Origin of the sequence: Mixta calida, from assembly GCF_002953215.1 — a bacterium.
Lineage (GTDB): Bacteria > Pseudomonadota > Gammaproteobacteria > Enterobacterales > Enterobacteriaceae > Mixta > Mixta calida.
The window spans coordinates 2,434,751-2,453,999 of sequence record NZ_CP026378.1 but is presented as its reverse complement, the minus strand read 5'-3'; the positions used below and the strand labels follow the sequence as shown (position 1 = coordinate 2,453,999).

Below are 19,249 nucleotides of genomic sequence, written 5' to 3'. Positions count from 1 at the left end.
TTTATGAAACATCCTGACTGGCAGAAAAGACTGGTAACCGTGATTAAGGCCGCTGAAAAGCGGCCTTTTTTATGGGGTGAGCATGACTGTTGCCTGTTTGCTGCCGACTGTGCCAAAGCGATGAGCGGGGAAGATTTTGCTGTCGGGTTTCGGGGAACATACAACAGCGAAACAGGCGCCAAAAAGACGCTGCTGCGCAGCGGTGGCTCTCTGGAAAAAGTACTGGCTCAATTTCTGGATGAAGTAACCCCGGCGCTGGCACAGCGCGGTGATATCGCCGTGATTGAGAATGCAGGCCGGAAATGTGCCGGGGTCATTTATGGTGGTGCCGTTTGGGTGCCGGGTGAGAGCGGGCTGGTCGGTTTACGACTCAATCCGCTGAGCGTGTGGAGGGTCCGCTGATGCCTGCAGCTATTCCTGTTATTGCGTCTGTTGCCGCAGGGATTGCAGTAGCAAACGAAGCGTATGCTATTGCGATGGTTATTACTGTAGCCGCTCAGATAGCGACTCAGGCGCTGACCAAAACACCCGCGCTGGATTCGTACAGAAACACTCAGGAGAGAAAGCAGGTTCTCCGTGCTGCCGCGAGTGCAAAGACAGTAGTCTATGGTCGTTCTCTTTCTGCCGGCACTCTGTTTTTCTCAGAAGAGCAGGAAGGCGATCAGGCAGACGGCGAATTGCTCCACCTCGCCATTACGCTGGCCGGGCATCCAATAACCGGTATTGGCGCAATCTATCTCGGTGATGACACTATCGATACGTATGGTGATAGCGCGACTTACGAAGTGCATATTGACCGCCAGACCGCCGACCCTTATCTCCTGAAAAATGCACCCTCATGGAAAGAGGACATGATCGGCAAGGGCATCAGCTGGCTTCGCCTGACGCTGAAGTTTGATGCCGAGAAATTCCCATCAGGCATACCGAATGTAACGGTCGAGAAGCTTGGCCGCGCCGTTTACGACCCGCGGATGGGTAAGACTGTTTACAGCAATAACGCGGCGCTGTGCATCCTGGATTATTACCGGAACTATCTGAAGGTGGCCGACGCAGATATCAACTGGGATCAGTTTCAGGAAGCGGCAAATATCTGTGATGAAACTGTAACCCGTGCAGATGGTAAAACAGAGCCGCGGTACACCATTAACGGCGAGTTTGACCTGAGCGAGAACAAGGCAAGCATCCTTGAAGCCATGCTTTCTGCCTGCTCTGGTGAAGCTACATATATCGCCGGTAAGCATGGGATTATCGTCGGCGCCTATTACGGACCGGCAGTAGAGGTAATCAGCGAAAGCCAGCTTGCCGGTGACATTGAAATTATGCCGGAAGTATCCCAGTCCGAGCGGGTTAATACTATTAACGGGACATTCATTGACCCACAGCAGCGCTTCTCTGAAGTAGATTTCCCGGCGGTCTCTGTTTCCGAATGGGTCACAGAAGATGGCGTTGAGATTTCACAGGATTTAAAGCTGCGCTTTGTCACCTCAGAATATCAGGCGCAGCGCCTGGCCGATATCAAGCTTAAGCGCACGCGCATCTCCAGAACGATGAACGTGACGCTTAATCTGAGCGGTTACCGCTACCGGCCGGGCATGTATGTGAAAGTGAATTTTCCTTCTTTGGGTATCATTAACGTTGAAATGCGCGTGACAGACTGGAAGTTTGGCGTGCAGAACGGTGTCCAGCTGACACTCAAACAGGAAACGGCAGAGGTCTGGGGTGACGCCATTGGCAAGCCAATAGATCGACCGCCTTTCACTCAACTCCCTACCGGAGGCGTTGCGCAGCCCCAGAATCTGAAATATACGGTCGAAGAAATCGGGCAGGTAGTACAGGGCGTGCTGTCATGGCAGAACGTGGGGCAATTTATTTATAACAAAGTGCTCATCCGTCGTGATGGTGAACTGGTGATGTCTGTACAGGTTCCGGGTTTTTTTACCAGGCTGACCGGCCTGATGCGTGACACATACACTGCTCATGTTATCGCGGTAAACCAGATGGGGGCAGAGTCGCCTGAAGCATACCTTGAGTTCAGCATTGAAGCACCTCCGCCTCCGTCAAAAGTGGAGCAGAAGCAGGGATATTTTTCAGTAACGTTAATCCCGCGGCTGGCTGAGATAACCAACATTTCCACTCAGTTTGATTTCTGGACTTCAGGGCAAACAAAACTGGCGAACATTAATGCAGATACTGTAGAGGGAAATGCCAGCAGGGCCGGCACAGGAACCACCTGGACGGCTTATGAGCTGCAGATAGGCCCGGTTTATTACTGGTATGTCAGGACTATTAACGCATTCGGGACATCAGCATTTATTGAGGTTCCCGTGGTGTGTAACACCGATACCGGCGAGCTAATCGATTATATCGATGAGCAGATACGCGAATCAGGAGCATTTGATCGCCTTTCAAGCCAGATTGATACCAACATTGAAGGAATGCTGCAGAACGCGCTTGATAATAAATCCAGTGTCGATCACCAGTTCCGGCAATATGGCGAGGTAAGGGCTGACATTCTGACTGTTCGCACCACTATCGCAGACGTCAGTAAAGCGATGGCAGAGCAGAACACGCTCGTACAGGCTCAAATCAGCAACCTGACTTCTTCAGTTAATCAGAAGCTGACAGCCACCGTAAATTCAGATGGTAGCGCCAGTGCGTTCTATGATGTGGGCCTGCAGATTCTTCGAAACGGTCAGTATTACAAGGCCGGAATGGCAATGGGCATTGAGCCTTCGGGTGGTGGTTATAAATCAACGCTGGCTTTTAGTGCTGACCAATTCGGCATTTATACTGGAAATAACCCCGGAAACTATCAACTGGCTTTCGCTGCAATTAACGGGCAAATATTTATCCGCTCTGCACTGATACAGGACGCCAGCATTGATAGTGCAAAAATAAAAGACGCGGCTATTACGAATGCGAAAATAGCAGGGACGCTGGAATCTGTCGGTTACGCGTCTGGTAATGGGTGGCAATTTGGTAAGGACAATAACCAGCTTAATTTCCGCTCGGCAAACAGTGGCTTCTTTATTGATTCTACAGGCGCCGGACTTAAAAGCAGTGCTGGCGTTGTATTGGTTAAAATGGGGCTAAGACCATAATGGCAGAAGCGGGACTTTGGATAACGAATGACAACGGGAAAACTTACTTCAACCTGGCCCAAGGAGGGGCCAGATCTCTGACATTTTTACGCAGGTTATCAATATCTGTCGGAGCAGGAGGTAGTCTGACAGTAACGACAAATATAACGGAGAAATCAAGCGGAAGCACATTGGTTGTTGTTCCGGTTCATCCTGGGGAATTTTTTCAGGACTTTGGGCCTTCACTTGCTGTGTGGGCTTCAATTACTAAAAGTATTTCCATGTCAGGATCTAATGTAATAATAAGTCTGACAGGTGATACTGCCGGGATTCCACTAATAAGTAAGGATGGAAATTTACTTTATGACGTTTATGAGACATCAGCAACAGGAACGGGAACGTATGGTCTTTACCTTCCTGATTCATCTGATTTTTCTGCCATAACGAATGCCACGAAGGCGGGGTTTTGTGTGTATCGAACCACTATCACGCTGGGTAATAACCAATCATGGACAGTTCCAACTAACATACCAGGCAGGGATAATTGTTCTGTGTTCGGTAACTGGAGCAACTCAGGGGCATCGGTTGAATATGTCAGTACAAACAAGACGGTTTATGTTAGGAATACCACAGTAACAATTAACATTGCGATATTCAGTAACGGATTCAATTTAACAATGCCTGATTATGGTCTTTATATTTTTAATTCATCAGGTCAGTGCACTTACAATTCAAATTATATTCCAATGTTTTACAAGAACACCGTTAATTTTAATTCTGGCGGCGTTGTTAATACTGGAATCGCAAGACCATTGGTTCCTCTTGGCGTTTATGGTTTGCAGGGTAATGCCATAAATGGCGGTGAATCATGGGAAATATGGTCAAAGGGTCTCATGATGAATGGATCGAGTGTCGGGGCGACAAGGGGAAGATTATTAGCAAACTGGTACACTGATTACTATCAGCCTGAATTTCCAAACATGACCTTGCCATTAATCGTACTTGATGCCTCACATTATTTTAATTAATCATTTAGTGCACGGAGATAATTATGCCAGCAGGCACTATCAAGCTAACAAACAACTCAGCTGCCGTTACTGGTACCGGCACATCATTCACCACGGAATTAGCAGCAAATGATTTTCTGGTCGCTGTTGTGGGCGGGGTAACCTATACGCTCGGCGTTAAATCTGTTGAATCTAATACCGGATTAACTCTGGCAGCCGCTTATAACGGTCCTACCACAACCGGCCTTGCATGGACGCCAGTGCCAAACGCAACGCTTGTCGGAATTACTGCGCAAGTTGCCGCCGATGTGGCTAAAGCCATTCGTGGAATGAATCTGGATAAAGCCAACTGGCAGCAGGTTTTCAGCGGAACGGGAAATATAACGGTAACGTTGCCGGATGGCAGTCAATTTACAGGCCCGGCATGGAGTGCTATTACCGCATTGCTCAATAACAAAGCGGCTAAAGGTGATAACAACGATATTACGTCACTGTCCGCCCTGACGACTGCTATTTCTGTTGCACAGGGAGGTACTGGCGCTAAAGATGCAGCAACGGCCAGAAAAAACCTGGGATTAGGGTCGGCAGCAGTAAAGGACACCGTAGGTACTGGCAGTGTACTTACTGAGGGGGATTATGGCCTTGGCGGCATTGCCGACTCTGGATACGTGTCAGCGAGCCATGGCACATTGCCAGCTGTAACCGGGGCATGGAGGTATGGCGGAGGTAATCAGGACCCAGATCTGGGGCAATCCTATGGCGTAACATTTAACGGAGCATACTCAAGCGATCTCATCCACCAAATCTTTATCGGCAGTGACTGTATAGCCAGAGCCAGAACAATCCGTAAAAGCAATGGCGCTCGGATGCTTAACACGCTGTACGGAACGCTAAATACAACCCGCGCCGCAGACGGCACGCTGAAAGCTGCCTCACCTGTTGCCCGAATCGTTAAATCTCAGGAAGAGAGCCAGCGGGCAGATATAGATGAAATGGATTTTGAATGGTGCGGTGCTGGCACGCGCAACTCAGAAGCAGCTGGAATTACAATTACGCGTATGGACGTTGGCGTTTATGCTCTGACTGGTTCGCTGGGACTGGCAAAAGAAGGCTGGCAGCTGTCGCCACCGCGTGACCCGATGGGCTCTGGTGATATGGGGATTGTCGAAGCGGAAGAGACCGAAAGCGGTGGCATTACCGTTCGTCTCTATAAGCGCAAGTACATGCTCAGTGATGATGGTGAAATCGTACTGACGAAAGGGCCATTGATAGACGTGCCCCTTACCAGCTGGATAGATATCCGCCTGCAGATGCCGGAGAAGGGAACTCCGCCGGAAGAGAGACCAGAAAGTGCTGAGTAAGAGGTGAGACAAATTTGGGACATGCAGGGCTTTGTGACCTTTGCCAAAGCTTTGCATGTTTTCGCATCGCGGGGCGTGTGAGCGCGGCAGATATAGGGTAATTTATTGAACTAAATGGTAAATTGCCGCTTCCGACATGCGGTGTTCAGGATCGATACGGGTAACAGACATAGCGAGCTTCCTTATTCCATTTTTTGACGCCGTTAGCCTGGCACAGTTAGCCCTGCGCTGTCATCTGTTGTAGAGACCGCGTGGGAATGCTGACATAATCAGGCCGTTTTAACGCGACCAGTGAGGATATGTGGCAGACGATTTTGCAGCCGATGGCGCTCTTGCGCAGGCAATACCCGGCTTCAGGCCGCGCGAAGCGCAGCAGCAGATGGCGGCGGCGGTCGCGCAGGCGATAGAACAGCGTAGCGAACTGGTGGTCGAAGCGGGCACGGGTACGGGTAAAACCTACGCCTATCTGGCGCCGGTGCTGCGCGCCGGGAAAAAGGCGATCATTTCCACCGGTTCGAAAGCGCTTCAGGATCAGCTTTACAGCCGCGACCTGCCGGGCGTGGCGCGGGCGCTGGATTACAAAGGCAAAACCGCATTGCTGAAAGGGCGATCCAACTATCTTTGCCTGGAACGTCTGGAACAGCAGGCGATGACCGGCGGCGAGCTGAACGTGCAGACGCTCAGCGATCTGGTTTATCTGCGCAGCTGGGCCAGCGAAACGCAAGACGGCGATATCAGCAACTGCGGCGGCGTGGCGGAAGACAGCGCCATCTGGCCGCTGGTCACCAGCACGAACGATAACTGCCTGGGCAACGATTGCCCGCTTTATAAAGAGTGCTTTGTAGTGAAAGCGCGTCGTCGGGCAATGGACGCCGACGTGGTGGTGGTCAACCATCATCTGTTTCTGGCAGATATGGTGGTGAAAGAGAGCGGCTTCGCCGAACTGATCCCGGAAGCGGACGTGATGATCTTCGACGAGGCGCATCAGGTGCCGGATATCGCCAGCCAGTATTTTGGCCAGCAGCTCACCAGCCGTCAGCTGCTGGATCTGGCGAAGGATATCATCATCGCCTATCGCACCGAGGTGCGTGACGTGCAGCAACTGCAAAAATCAGCCGATCGACTGGCGCAAAGCGCGCAGGATTTTCGCCTGGCGCTGGGCGAGCCGGGATTCCGCGGCAATCTGCGCGAGGTGCTGGCCGACCGCGACGTGCAGCGGGCGCTGACGCTGCTGGATGATGCGCTGGAGCTCTGCTACGACGTGGCGAAGATGTCGTTGGGGCGCTCGGCGCTGCTGGACGCCGCCTTCGATCGCGCGTCGCTCTACCGCAGCCGTCTGAAACGCTTAAAAAATATTAACGAGCCGGGTTTTAGCTACTGGTATGAATGCAGCTCGCGCCACTTCGTGCTGGCGCTGACGCCGCTCTCGGTGGCCGAGCGTTTCCGCGAAGTGATGGACGAACGTCCCGCCGCCTGGGTTTTCACCTCCGCCACGCTGGCGGTAAATGAGCAAATGACCCACTTTAAAGACCGCCTGGGCGTGCACAAAGCGCAGAGCATGATCCTGAACAGCCCCTTTGACTACGCGCGTCAGGCGCTGCTTTGCGTGCCGCGCGATCTGCCGTCGCCTAATCAACCCGGCGGCGCGCGTCAGCTGGCGCGGCGTCTGCTGCCGCTGATTGAGGCCAACAACGGCCGCTGTTTTTTCCTCTGCACCTCCCATCAGATGATGCGCGCGCTGGCGGAGGAGTTCCGCGCCAGTCTGACGCTGCCGGTGCTGTTGCAGGGCGAAACCGGCAAGGCGCAGCTGCTGAAGCAGTTCGTCGAGGCGGGCAACGCCCTGCTGGTGGCGACCAGCAGCTTCTGGGAAGGGGTGGACGTGCGCGGCGACGCGCTCTCGCTGGTGATCATCGATAAACTGCCGTTCACCTCGCCGGACGATCCGCTGCTGAAGGCGCGGATGGAAGATTGTCGTCTGCGCGGCGGCGATCCGTTTGACGACGTTCAACTTCCTGACGCGGTGATTACGCTGAAGCAGGGCGTAGGACGTCTGATTCGCGACGTGGACGATCGCGGCGTGCTGGTAATTTGCGATAACCGGCTGGTGATGCGTCCTTACGGCGCGGTATTCCTTAACAGCCTGCCGCCGACGCCGCGCACCCGCGATCTGCAGCAGGCGGCGCGTTTTCTGCGTCGGTCTGATGATGAGTAATTCCCGTCAGGCTGTGCTAAGATGCGCGCCGAAAAATTTTCTCGCCTGAGGTTGTCATGTCCGCGCGAATTTTAGCTCTTGATACGGCTACCGAAGCCTGTTCGGTAGCGCTATTGCTGGACGGCGTCGTCGACGCCCATTTTGAACTCTGCGCGCGTGAGCACACCCAGCGCATACTGCCGCTGGTGGAAGAGATGCTGACGCGCCATCAGCTGGCGCTGACGCAGCTGGACGCGCTGGCGTTTGGCCGCGGTCCCGGCAGCTTTACCGGCGTGCGCATCGGCATCGGCATTGCGCAGGGGCTCGCCTTCGGCGCCAGTCTGCCGCTGCTGGGCGTTTCCACCTTGATGACCATGGCCGAAGCCGCCTGGCAGCGTCACGGCGCCACGCGCGTGCTGGCGGCGATCGACGCGCGCATGGGCGAAGTCTACTGGGCGGAATATCAGCGTGAGGAAGATGGCGCATGGCGCGGCGAAGAGAGCGAAGCCGTGCTGAAGCCTGAGGCGGCGCTGGCGCGCATGCAGCAGCTATCAGGCGAATGGACCACCGTTGGCACCGGCTGGCAGGCCTGGCCGAATCTGGCGGCGGAAAGCCCGCTGACGCTGCTGGCAAGCGACGTGACGTTGCCGACGGCGGAAGCGATGCTGGCGCTGGCGCAACAGCTCTGGCAACAGGGCAAAGCGTTGCCGCCGGAGCAGGCCGAACCAACCTATCTGCGCAACGAAGTGACATGGAAAAAATTGCCGGGGCGCGCATAGCTGGCGGCAACTTATTTATTAGGTAATAGTCTAATCTGGCAGGTTGCTGGAGAAAGCTATGCGTAAAAATCTGATAAGTGCGTCAGCCATCGTTTTGGCTGCGCTGTTGCTGAGCGGCTGCGTTACCGTTCCTGACTCGGTGAAAGGTCGTTCACCTGTGCCGCAGCAGGATCTGCTGCGCGTAATGAACGCGCCTCAGCTTTATGTCGGTCAGGAAGCCCGCTTCGGCGGCAAAGTGGTGAAGGTGACTAACCTGGACGGCCGTACGCGGCTTGAAATCGCCACGCAACCGCTGGATGAGAGTGCGCGGCCCCGGCTGGGCGCCGCGTCAGTCGGCCGCATCTGGGCGGACGTTAACGGATTTATCGATCCGGTCGATGTCACGAACCAGATGGTGACGGTCGTCGGAACGATTAAAGGCAGCGAGAAAGGGGAAATTGGCAAGGCCAGCTATACCTTTATCGTAGTGGATGTCACCGGCTACCAGCGCTGGCGCGTACAGCAGCAGGTCATTATGCCGACGCAGCCGATCGATCCCTGGATCTGGTATGGACCGACGCGGCATCATCCGGGCTACTGGGGCCCAAATCCCTGGATGGGTTATTACAATACCGGTCCCGCGCAGGTGCAGACGATTCTCACCGAATAAGCGCGGCGGCAGATGTTGACGGCCCGGCCACATGCGATGTGACCGGGCCGTTTCGTTTTAACGCCAATAAAAATTTAGTGATGGGCTTCGCAGCCTGAAATCAGCGAACCAGACATACTGGTACAATGAGTTAAAATATTGTTAACGGTGTGCAACGCTGAGGCTGCGATGGCGAATAAATATGATTTCCGAGGTGAATCCTTGAATAAGGTCTGGCTGAACCGTTACCCCGCCGATGTTCCGGCCGAGATCGATGCCGATCGTTATACGTCGCTTATCGATCTGTTTGAACAGGCGTCCCAGCGTTACGCCGATCGTCCCGCGTTTACCAATATGGGACAGTCGATGAGTTTCCGTACGCTGGAGCAGCGTAGCCGGGCTTTTGCCGCGTATCTCCAGCATAAGCTGGGACTGAGCAAAGGCGATCGCGTCGCCATTATGATGCCGAACCTGCTGCAATATCCAGTGGCGCTGTTCGGCGTGCTGCGCGCCGGGTTGGTAGTGGTGAACGTCAATCCGCTCTATACGCCGCGCGAGCTGGAGCATCAGCTCAATGACAGCGGCGCCAAAGCGATTGTCATTGTCTCTAACTTCGCCCACACGCTGGAAAAAGTGGTGGCGAGGACGCCGGTTAAACACGTTATTCTGACGCGCCTGGGCGATCAGCTTTCGCCCGCGAAAGCCACGCTGGTCAACTTCGTGGTGAAATACATCAAGCGCCTGGTGCCGAAATATAATCTGCCGGATGCGGTCTCTTTCCGCAGCGTATTGCAGCAGGGCGCACAGCTGGGCTATATCAGACCCGCTATCTTCAACGACGATCTCGCCTTTTTGCAGTACACCGGCGGCACTACCGGCATCGCCAAAGGGGCAATGCTGACGCACCGCAATATGCAGGCCAATCTCGAACAGACTAAAGCCACCTATGGTTCGCTGCTGCGCGACGGCAAAGAGCTGGTGGTGACGGCTTTGCCGCTCTATCACATCTTCGCGCTGACCGTGAACTGCCTGCTGTTTATCGAACTGGGCGGCCAGAATCTGCTGATCACCAATCCGCGCGATATTCCCGGCTTTGTAAAAGAGCTAAGCAGATATCCTTTTACCGCGATTACCGGCGTCAACACGCTGTTTAATGCGCTGCTGAATGACAAACAGTTCCAGCAACTCGATTTTTCTACGCTGCGCCTGTCTGCCGGTGGCGGCATGTCGGTACAGAAGGCGGTAGCGGAGCGCTGGGAAAAGCTGACCGGCCACTATCTGCTGGAAGGTTACGGCCTGACCGAGTGCTCGCCGCTGGTGTCGGTCAATCCTTACGATATTACCTGTCATAACGGCAGCATCGGCCTGCCGGTACCCTCGACCGATATTAAGCTGGTGGATGATAACGGCCTTGAAGTGGCAGAAGGGCAGCCGGGCGAGCTTTGCATCAAAGGCCCGCAGGTGATGATCGGTTACTGGCAGCGGCCTGATGCCACCGAAGAAGTGCTGAAAGATGGCTGGCTCTACAGCGGCGATATCGTGACCGTCGATGAAGAGGGCTTTTTACGCATCGTCGATCGTAAAAAGGATATGATTCTGGTCTCCGGCTTCAATGTCTACCCCAATGAAATCGAGGATGTGGTGATGCAGCATCCGAAAGTGCGCGAAGCGGCGGCGATCGGCGTGCCCAGCGACCTCTCCGGTGAAGCGGTTAAAATCTGCATCGTGAAAAAAGATCCTGGGCTGACCAAAGAGGAGCTGATCGCTCACTGCCGTCGTCACCTGACCGGCTACAAGGTGCCGAAGATTGTCGAATTCCGTGACGACCTGCCGAAAACCAACGTTGGCAAAATTCTGCGCCGCGCGTTGCGCGACGAGATAAGCAAAGCGCCTGCCGCCTGACCGCCCGTAATGTGATAGAATGTTGATGAAAACGCCGGGAAACCGGCGTTTTTATTGTCATTTCACTGAGCATCAGCGATGCACGTTCCGCTGCCAAGAGAGCAAGGATTTGAATTACACCTACATCACGACCAATGAAGCGCTGCAAGTCTGCTGTGAGGCGGCGCGCCAACATCGCGCGATTGCGCTTGATACCGAATTTGTCCGTACCCGCACCTATTACCCGCAGCTGGGCCTGCTGCAGATTTATGACGGCGAGCAGGTGACCCTGGTCGATCCGCTAACTATCACTGCATGGCAGCCGCTGATCGAACTGCTGAGCGACAGTCGCGTCACTAAATTCCTGCATGCCGGCAGCGAAGATCTTGAGGTCTTTCTGCACAGTTTCGGCGTACTGCCGACGCCGCTAATCGATACCCAAATTCTGGCGGCGTTCAGCGGCCGTCCGTTGTCGATGGGCTTTGCGGCGATGGTGGAAAACTTTACCGGCGAAGTACTGGATAAAAGCGAATCGCGCACCGACTGGCTGGCGCGTCCGCTTTCCGCGCGTCAGTGCGAATATGCCGCGGCGGATGTCTTCTGGCTGTTGCCGATCGCCCATACGCTGATGGACGAAACGGCCGCCGCAGGCCAGCTGGAGGCGGCGCGCAGCGAATGTCTGCTGCTGTGCCAGCGTCGTACCGATATTTTGCAGCCGGAAGAGGCATACCGCGAAATCAGCAACGCGTCGTTGCTGCGTCCGCGTCAGCTGGCGGCCTTGCAGCGCATGGCGGCCTGGCGTCTGAAGCTGGCGCGTGAAAAAAACATGGCGGTGAATTTCGTGGTGCGTGAGGAAAACTTGTGGAAGGTAGCGCGCTATCTGCCGGGCACGTTGGGCGAGCTGGACCACTTAGGGCTGAGCGGCCATGAAATTCGTTTTCATGGTAAAACGCTGCTGGATATCGTCAGCGCGGCTAACGCATTGCCGGAGGAAGAACTGCCGCCGGTGCTGATGAATATCAATGAGCACCCGCTCTATAAAAAAGCCTTTAAGGCGCTGAAAGCGGTGGTTCAGGAGGTGAGCGAACGCAGCGGACTGAGTACCGAGCTGCTGGCGTCACGCCGTCAGATTAATCAGCTGCTGAGCTGGCACTGGCAGATCAAACCGCGCGAGCGTCTGCCCGAACTGGTAAGCGGCTGGCGGGGCGAGCTGATGGAGCAGGAAATCAGGCAGGTGTTGGCTGACTATCCGCAATAGCCCGCGAAAAGTTTCCCCTGCGTAAGGCAGGGGAAGATCAGGAAAGGAAAAAGGTCATTTCGCAGCTTCTTCCATTTCCGGCAGCGTCACGTTAAGTTCCAGTATCGAGATATCATCGCCGCGCTGATCGAGCTGCACGGTCACCATCTCTGGATCGATCTTCACATATTTGCAAATCACTTCCAGGATGTCGCGCTTCAGTTGTGGAAGATAGTGGGGCTCGCTATCGCCCCTCCTGCGTTCTGCCACGATGATCTGCAGCCTTTCCTTGGCGATATTGGCGGTGTTCTTTTTACGGGATAAAAAGAAATCGAGTAAGGCCATGGTTTATCCCCCGAACAGACGTTTCAGGAATCCCTTCTTCTCTTCTTCAATGAAGCGGAAGGGGCGTTCTTCACCGAGCAACCGGTCAACGGTATCGGCGTAGGCTTTGCCCGCATCGGACTCTTTATCCAGAATGACGGGTTCGCCCTGGTTGGAAGCGCGCAGCACCGACTGATCTTCCGGGATCACGCCGACCAGCGGAATACGCAGAATTTCCAGCACGTCTTCCATACTTAGCATGTCTCCGCGGCTGACGCGGCCGGGATTGTAACGGGTCAGCAGCAGATGCTCTTTCACCGGCTCCTGTCCATTTTCCGCGCGGCGTGATTTTGAGGCGATAATACCCAAAATACGGTCGGAGTCGCGTACGGAAGAGACTTCCGGGTTGGTGGTGATAATCGCTTCATCGGCGAAATAGAGCGCCATCAGCGCGCCGGTTTCAATGCCCGCCGGCGAGTCGCACAGGACGAAGTCAAACTCCATCGTGTTTAATTCATTCAGGACTTTTTCGACGCCTTCGCGCGTCAGGGCGTCTTTGTCACGCGTTTGTGAAGCAGGCAGGATATAGAGGTTTTCTGTTCGTTTGTCTTTAATCAGTGCCTGGTTCAGCGTGGCGTCGCCCTGGATTACGTTGACGAAATCATAAACCACGCGTCTTTCACAGCCCATGATCAGATCGAGATTACGCAGACCGATGTCGAAATCGATCACGACGGTTTTTTTCCCTTTCTGAGCCAGACCGGTTGCGATGGCCGCGCTTGACGTGGTCTTGCCAACGCCCCCTTTGCCGGATGTAACTACAATAATGCGTGCCATATATAAGAATTCCTTATAAATAAAAAGGGGCCTAATTCAATGTCTGTATAGTCAGCGCGCCATCCTTCAGGCTAAGGCGCGCTGCTTTTGCAAAATATTCCGCAGGGATCTGATCCATCAGCCAGTATTCGCCAGCGATGGAAACCAGCTCCGCAGAGAGGCTGGTGCAAAAAATCTGGCAGTCGCGATCGCCGCTGGCGCCAGCCAGCGCGCGTCCGCGCATCATGCCGTAAATATGAATATTGCCGTCGGCGACCAGCTCGGCGCCGGCGCTAACGCTGTTGGTGACGATCAGATCGGCGTTACGCGCGTAAATCTGCTGCCCCGAACGCACCGGCGTTGTCACCAGGCGGGTTTTCGTCACCACGTTTTCCGGCGCAGGCGCCGCTACCGGCTCCGGCTCGGGACTTTTCTTTTGTTCTTTACCTTCGGACAAAATCGGCAGGCCGGCGCGCGCGATCATGCGCTTCAGCGCTTCATCTTTGCAGCCGCTCACGCCCACAATGCGTAAGCCCGTAGAAGCGATAGCCTGCTGCATCTGCTTCCAGTTCACGTCGCCATCCAGGGCGGCCACATTCAGAACAACGGGCGCATTTTTGAGAAAGGCAGGTGCCTGGTCAATTTTGTCCTGAAGCGCCTGACGAACCACATCGGGATGCGTGTGGTGTAAATGAACAACAGACAGAGTAAAACTACTGCCTTTAAACTCTATTGGCGTTTGCGACATCTGTCCTGGCTCAGTCCTGTTATGTCTAAACCCGACCAAATTATGCCTGATTTAGCCAGCGCGTAATCAAGGCGGGAGATTATTCCTAACCACTGCAAGCATGTTATAGTTACTGCTATATTCAGGCAAGCCACCACCCCGGTTAATTCGAGTAAAAAATATGTTTTGTGTGATCTACAGAAGTCCTCTGCGTGACCAGACTTATCTTTATGTTGAAAAAAAAGACGATTTCTCTCGCGTGCCGCAGGAACTGCTGCGCGGTTTCGGCAAACCGCAGCTGGCGATGGTGTTACCCCTTGAACGCACTAAGAAACTGGCCAACGCCGACATCGAAAAAGTGAAACAGGCGCTTCAGGATCAGGGCTATTATTTACAGCTTCCTCCGCCGCCGGAAGATCTGTTGAAAATACATCTGGGAAAAGGCGACCCGGTTTAATTCAGATTCATCTGTAAAATAATACGTCGCTGAATAAATCTTCATTTTAATTTCCGCTGGCCCAAATGATTAATAAGGAACAGGTATGAAGCTAAATGTTCTGAATGCGACGTTGATTTCAATAATGCTGGCGGGATGCGCCAGCAAAAATAGCGTCTCGTCAGCGCCGCCGGCAAATTCACCCGCCGCTCCCGCCGCCGCGAAGCAGAGCGGCGGCTTCCTCAAGCCGGCGACGGGCAACAGCACGCTGGCACAGCAGGGACGCGATCCGGCGGAATTTCCCGCTTATGTGGAACAGTTAAAAACCCAGGCGCGCGCGCAGGGTATTAATGAGCAGACCCTCAACAGCGCCTTCGCCAATATCCATTTTGTCGATCGGGTGATTAAATCGGATCGCAATCAGCCTGAGCAGAAGATTACGCTGGATGACTATCTGGCGCGCGTGTTAACCGAGAAAAAAATGGCGCTGGGCCGCAGCTGCTTTCAGGAACATCAAAGCGAGCTGATGGCAGCCAGCCGGCAGTATGGCGTGCCGCCGCAATATATCGTCGCCCTGTGGGGTATGGAGAGCAACTTCGGGCAGTTGCAGGGCCGCGAAGACATTATTTCCGCGCTCGCTACGCTGGCCTTTGAAGGTCGCCGCGAAACCTTCTTTACCAATGAGCTGATCGCCGCGTTGAAAATGATTCAACAGGGCCATATCAGCGCGCAGGAGATGAAAGGCTCCTGGGCGGGCGCGATGGGGCAGAACCAGTTTATGCCCAGCTCTTATCTGCGCTACGGCGCGGATGGCGACGGCGACGGCAAAATCGACATCTGGCGCAACAGCCGCGACGTCTTCGCCTCGACAGCGAATTATCTGGCGAAAGAGGGCTGGCGCGCTGACGAAGGCTGGGGCCAGGAAGCGGTGCTGCCGGTTGATTTCGACGCCAGCCTGGCGGGGACGAAAACCCAGCAGGCGAAAACGGTCGGGGAGTGGGAAAAACTTGGCGTGCGGCTGACGGAAGGCGCGACGCTGCCCGACACCAAACAGCGCGCCTGGATCATTCTGCCGGATAACGTCGGCGGCCGCGCCTTCATGGTGTATGAAAACTTCCGCACCATCATGCGCTGGAACCGTTCTTATTATTTTGCTATCAGCATCGGCAAAATGGCGGATGCGGTGGCGCAACAGTAGCTATCGGCGCCGGTCTGGCGCTGTCACTCTCAGCAAGGGGAAAAGCATGTACCAACATCGTAACTGGCAGGGCGCGTTGTTAGATTTTCCGGTAAGTAAGGTTGTCTGCGTCGGCAGCAACTACGCAAAGCATATTAAAGAGATGGGCAGCGCCACGCCGCAGGAGCCGGTGATATTTATTAAGCCGGAAACGGCCCTGTGCGATCTGCGTCAGCCGCTCTCTATTCCGCAAGATCTGGGCGCCGTGCATCATGAGGTGGAAATGGCGGTGCTGATCGGCGCCACGCTGAAGCAGGCCAGCGAAGCGCATGTGGCGCAGGCGATCGCTGGTTACGGCGTCGCGCTCGATCTGACGCTGCGCGATATTCAGGCAGGCCTGAAAAAAGCGGGCCAGCCGTGGGAAAAAGCCAAAGGCTTCGATAATTCCTGCCCGCTTTCCGGCTTTATTCCCGCTAACCAGTTTACTGGCGATCCGCAGCAGAGCGAACTGAAGCTGCTGGTCAATGGCGAAATGCGGCAACAGGGCAGCACGGCGGATATGATCACGCCGATCCTGCCGCTGATCGCCTATATGAGCAAGTATTTCACCCTGCGCGCGGGCGACGTGATTCTGACCGGCACGCCGGAAGGCGTAGGTCCGCTGCACGCTGGCGATACGCTGGAAGTGTCGCTGGCGGGCCACGGCATCAGCACGCGCGTGCTGTGACGCTTGCATCTGAAGCCTGAACTGTTTATAAGGTGCGCTTTTGCTTAACCGGACATCACAATGACTGAGACCCCTTTCTGGCAGGCGAAAAGCCTGGAACAAATGAGTGATGAGGAATGGGAATCCTTGTGCGATGGTTGCGGACAGTGCTGCCTGAATAAGTTGCAGGACGCCGATACCGATGAAATCTATTTCACCAACGTCGCCTGCAACCAGTTGAATATCAAAACCTGCCAGTGCCGCAACTATGAACGCCGCTTCGAATATGAAGAGGATTGCATCAAGCTGACGCGCGAAAACCTGCCTACCTTTTCCTGGCTGCCGCCCAGCTGCGCCTATCGTTTGCTGGCGGAAGGAAAAGGCCTGCCGGTGTGGCATCCGCTACGCAGCGGATCGAAAGCCGCCATGCATGCCGCACGTATTTCGGTGCGTCATATTGCGGTGCGTGAAAGCGAGGTAAGAGACTGGGAAGATCACATCATTAACCGGCCGGAGTGGAAAGCGTAATTCCGCTCCGGGTCAGTGAAGCGCTTTAGCGACTAAAAAGGTCGCGGCGCTTTGGTTTAAACGGCTGAACGATCAGCACCAGCAGCGCCACGATCAGATAAGCGGCGAAAATGACCATCAGCCACTGCGGCATGCTCAGCGTCAGGAACGACCAGACGCGCTCTGAGCAGTCGCCGGTCGCGACGAACACCGCAGGCAGCCATTTGTCCAGCGGCAGCCAGTCGGGAAAACGGGCGGCGAAATCGCAGGTGACGAAAGGATTCGGGTGCAGCTGAATCATCGTATGCCGGTAAGAAAGACGCAGGCCTTCCCAGGCGCTGTAGATCCAGATCGCCAGCGCCGCATAGCGCAGCGGCGTTTTCGGCGCCACGGCGCCTGCCAGTCCGGCGCCCATTACGCCAAACAGCGCGCAGCGTTCATAAATACACATTACGCAGGGTTTAAGCATCATCACATGCTGAAACCACAACGCGACCATTTCAAGCGCAAACGCAGTCAACGCCATCAGCAACCAGGCGCCTCGTCCTCTTGAGCATTGTTTCAGGTATCGCAACATAAATCTTTCCATATGATTAGCGTTGAATCGGCAGTGTAAAGCAAAAAGTTTTCGCTGCCAGCCAGGGCAGCGAAAAAACAGCGGTAAAAATGACGCAGGTCCGGTTATCCGTCTCCTTACAGCGCAGGCTGGCTGAGCCAGCCGTGCTGCGTAAACCAGAGCGTCATCGGCTCAAGCGCGAACATAATGCACAACAGCCCAATCAGCGACAGCACAATGGTATAAGGCAGGGCCATCCAGACCATGCGGCCATAAGAAAGACGGATTAACGGCGCCAGCGCCGAGGTCAGCATAAACAGGAATGCCGCCTGACCGTTGGGCGTCGCCACCGAAGGCAGGTTAGTGCCGGTATTGATCGCCACCGCCAGCAGTTCGAACTGCTGCAGGCTAATAGCGCCGCTGGTGAACGCGTGTTTCGCTTCGTTGATATAGACGGAGCCGACGAATACATTATCCGAGATGGAAGAGAGCAGGCCGTTAAAGATGTAGAACCAGGTCAGCTGCATGCTCGCCTCCGCCTGTAACACGAAGTGGATCAGCGGGCTGAAAAGATCCTGTTGCACAATCACCGCGACAATGGCGAAAAAGACCGTCAGCAGCGCGGTAAAGGGCAGCGCTTCGGAAAAGGCGCGACCAATCACATGCTCGTCGGTGATACCGCACAGCGAGGTGGCCAGAATAATCACCGACAGGCCAATCAGCCCGACCTCCGCCAGATGCAGCGCCAGCGCGCAAATCAGCCAGACGGCGATTATTCCCTGAATCCAGAGATTCAGCCGCTCCTGGCGGGTGCGCTTCTGCTGCGATTCGCTATCGTACGCCATTAACACTACACGCACTTTTTCCGGCAGCGGTTCGCCATAACCGAACAGACGAAAGCGTTCCAGCAGCACGCAGGTTATCAGGCCGCAAGCCAGTACCGGAACGGTCACCGGCGCCATACGCAGGAAGAAGTCGACAAAATCCCAGCCGGCCGCCTTGGCGATAATCAGGTTTTGCGGCTCGCCAACCATGGTCATTACGCCGCCCAGCGCCGTGCCCACGCCCGCCTGCATCATCAGGCTGCGCAGAAATGAGCGGAACTTATCCAGCGTCTCACGGTGTTCTTGCTCATTGGTCAGTCCGGCCGTCGCGTCGCCTTCAGAGAGCACGCGATGGTAGATATCGTAAAAGCCCGTCGCTACGCTCAGCACGACCGCGACGACCGTCAGCGCATCCAGGAAAGCGGACAAAAAGGCGGCGGCCAGGCAAAATGAGAGGCCCAGCCAGACCTTTGAGCGGATCGACAGCAGCAGGCGGGTAAAGACGAACAGCAGCAGCTGACGCATAAAATGAATGCCGGCGACCATAAAGATCAGCAGCAGCAGCACCTCAAGGTTGTTGGCCAGCTCTTCTTTAACCTGCTCCGCGCTCGCCATGCCGATCGCCACCGCCTCCAGCGCCAGCAAACCGCCGGGCATCAGGGGATAGCATTTCAGCGCCATGCCGAGAGTGAAAATAAATTCCGCCACCAGCAGCCAGCCGGCAAGAAAAGGGCTCACAAAAAAGAACAGCAGGGGATTGATTACCAGAAAGCCTAACAGCGTTAGCTTATACCAGTCGGGGGACTGCCCAAGAAAATTGCGCGTAAAGGCGCGTCCGGCGGAAATATCCATATGCAATGATATCCTCATACAGGATTAAAAAATTTAAGATGCAAAGGGTAAACGGCGCTTCTGGCGCTGGCAATGCGCTTCCCGTTTATCTGACCGAGATTTCCTCGATATTTGCGCCAGGTTAAAGTTTTAAACGCAGCGAAGCTAGGTGATGCCTGGG

The 19,249-nt window shown here is 54.9% G+C and carries 18 protein-coding genes; 13 read left to right on the top strand and 5 right to left on the bottom strand.

Going from position 1 to position 19,249, the window contains the following annotated elements:
- The first annotated feature begins 3 nt into the window (after positions 1-3).
- From C2E16_RS11560 to rnd, 9 genes are all read left to right on the top strand, one after another.
- A complete protein-coding gene (locus C2E16_RS11560; RefSeq protein ID WP_104951500.1) occupies positions 4-402 on the top strand; it encodes a DUF6950 family protein in 399 nt (132 codons plus the stop codon).
- Entirely contained in the window at positions 402-3,101 is a 2,700-nt protein-coding gene (locus C2E16_RS11555; protein WP_084970181.1) for a phage tail tip protein J-related protein, read from the top strand. Before C2E16_RS11560 ends, C2E16_RS11555 begins: the two co-directional genes overlap by 1 nt.
- The gene (locus C2E16_RS20565) at positions 3,101-4,108 is read left to right on the top strand and encodes a DUF6453 family protein (protein ID WP_133052054.1); all 1,008 of its coding nucleotides are present in this window, start codon (positions 3,101-3,103) and stop codon (positions 4,106-4,108) included. The genes C2E16_RS11555 and C2E16_RS20565 overlap by 1 nt, the downstream gene beginning before the upstream one ends.
- 23 nt (positions 4,109-4,131) lie before the next feature.
- On the top strand, positions 4,132-5,448 hold the full coding sequence (locus C2E16_RS21145) for a phage tail fiber protein (RefSeq protein WP_244555278.1): 1,317 nt from the start codon (positions 4,132-4,134) through the stop codon (positions 5,446-5,448).
- A gap of 301 nt (positions 5,449-5,749) precedes the next feature.
- A complete protein-coding gene (locus tag C2E16_RS11545) occupies positions 5,750-7,660 on the top strand; it encodes an ATP-dependent DNA helicase (protein WP_038625785.1) in 1,911 nt (636 codons plus the stop codon).
- Positions 7,661-7,716: 56 nt separating this feature from the next.
- Entirely contained in the window at positions 7,717-8,418 is a 702-nt protein-coding gene (gene tsaB, locus C2E16_RS11540; RefSeq protein ID WP_038625787.1) for a tRNA (adenosine(37)-N6)-threonylcarbamoyltransferase complex dimerization subunit type 1 TsaB, read from the top strand.
- A 58-nt stretch (positions 8,419-8,476) separates the two neighbouring features.
- Positions 8,477-9,067 (top strand): Slp family lipoprotein, encoded by a 591-nt coding sequence (locus C2E16_RS11535; RefSeq protein ID WP_038625789.1) that lies wholly within the window; start codon positions 8,477-8,479, stop codon positions 9,065-9,067.
- Positions 9,068-9,268: 201 nt separating this feature from the next.
- Positions 9,269-10,948, top strand: a complete 1,680-nt coding sequence (fadD, locus tag C2E16_RS11530) for a long-chain-fatty-acid--CoA ligase FadD (RefSeq protein WP_133052055.1) — start codon at positions 9,269-9,271, stop codon at positions 10,946-10,948.
- Between the two features lie 109 nt (positions 10,949-11,057).
- On the top strand, positions 11,058-12,185 hold the full coding sequence (rnd, locus tag C2E16_RS11525) for a ribonuclease D (protein WP_038625793.1): 1,128 nt from the start codon (positions 11,058-11,060) through the stop codon (positions 12,183-12,185).
- A 54-nt stretch (positions 12,186-12,239) separates the two neighbouring features.
- Here rnd and minE read toward each other — a convergent pair whose 3' ends face one another.
- Genes minE through minC form a run of 3 tightly spaced genes read right to left on the bottom strand, consistent with a single transcriptional unit; the run spans position 12,240 to position 14,052 of the window.
- Positions 12,240-12,509 carry a cell division topological specificity factor MinE gene (gene minE / locus C2E16_RS11520; RefSeq protein WP_038625795.1) on the bottom strand — a complete coding sequence of 90 codons (270 nt, stop codon included), beginning with the start codon at positions 12,507-12,509 and terminating at the stop codon, positions 12,240-12,242.
- Between the two features lie 3 nt (positions 12,510-12,512).
- Positions 12,513-13,325, bottom strand: coding sequence for a septum site-determining protein MinD (minD, locus tag C2E16_RS11515; protein WP_104951499.1), 813 nt, complete (start codon positions 13,323-13,325; stop codon positions 12,513-12,515).
- A gap of 31 nt (positions 13,326-13,356) precedes the next feature.
- Positions 13,357-14,052 (bottom strand): septum site-determining protein MinC, encoded by a 696-nt coding sequence (gene minC, locus C2E16_RS11510; RefSeq protein ID WP_038625799.1) that lies wholly within the window; start codon positions 14,050-14,052, stop codon positions 13,357-13,359.
- A gap of 160 nt (positions 14,053-14,212) precedes the next feature.
- Between minC and C2E16_RS11505 the strand changes: the two genes are divergently transcribed.
- The 4 genes from C2E16_RS11505 to C2E16_RS11490 all read left to right on the top strand — a co-directional run bounded on the left by C2E16_RS11505 (position 14,213) and on the right by C2E16_RS11490 (position 16,878).
- Positions 14,213-14,488 (top strand): YcgL domain-containing protein, encoded by a 276-nt coding sequence (locus tag C2E16_RS11505; protein ID WP_038625801.1) that lies wholly within the window; start codon positions 14,213-14,215, stop codon positions 14,486-14,488.
- A gap of 85 nt (positions 14,489-14,573) precedes the next feature.
- On the top strand, positions 14,574-15,665 hold the full coding sequence (locus C2E16_RS11500; RefSeq protein ID WP_084970184.1) for a lytic murein transglycosylase: 1,092 nt from the start codon (positions 14,574-14,576) through the stop codon (positions 15,663-15,665).
- Positions 15,666-15,711: 46 nt separating this feature from the next.
- Complete coding sequence (locus C2E16_RS11495) at positions 15,712-16,371, top strand: fumarylacetoacetate hydrolase family protein (protein WP_038625804.1); 660 nt, start codon at positions 15,712-15,714, stop codon at positions 16,369-16,371.
- A gap of 60 nt (positions 16,372-16,431) precedes the next feature.
- Positions 16,432-16,878 carry a YcgN family cysteine cluster protein gene (locus C2E16_RS11490; RefSeq protein ID WP_038625806.1) on the top strand — a complete coding sequence of 149 codons (447 nt, stop codon included), beginning with the start codon at positions 16,432-16,434 and terminating at the stop codon, positions 16,876-16,878.
- A 25-nt stretch (positions 16,879-16,903) separates the two neighbouring features.
- Here the strand turns inward: C2E16_RS11490 and dsbB are convergent, their stop codons facing one another.
- Together dsbB and nhaB are read right to left on the bottom strand one after the other, a co-directional pair.
- Positions 16,904-17,434, bottom strand: coding sequence for a disulfide bond formation protein DsbB (gene dsbB / locus C2E16_RS11485; RefSeq protein WP_038625808.1), 531 nt, complete (start codon positions 17,432-17,434; stop codon positions 16,904-16,906).
- A gap of 116 nt (positions 17,435-17,550) precedes the next feature.
- A complete protein-coding gene (nhaB, locus tag C2E16_RS11480; protein ID WP_084970185.1) occupies positions 17,551-19,089 on the bottom strand; it encodes a sodium/proton antiporter NhaB in 1,539 nt (512 codons plus the stop codon).
- Positions 19,090-19,249: the final 160 nt, after the last annotated feature.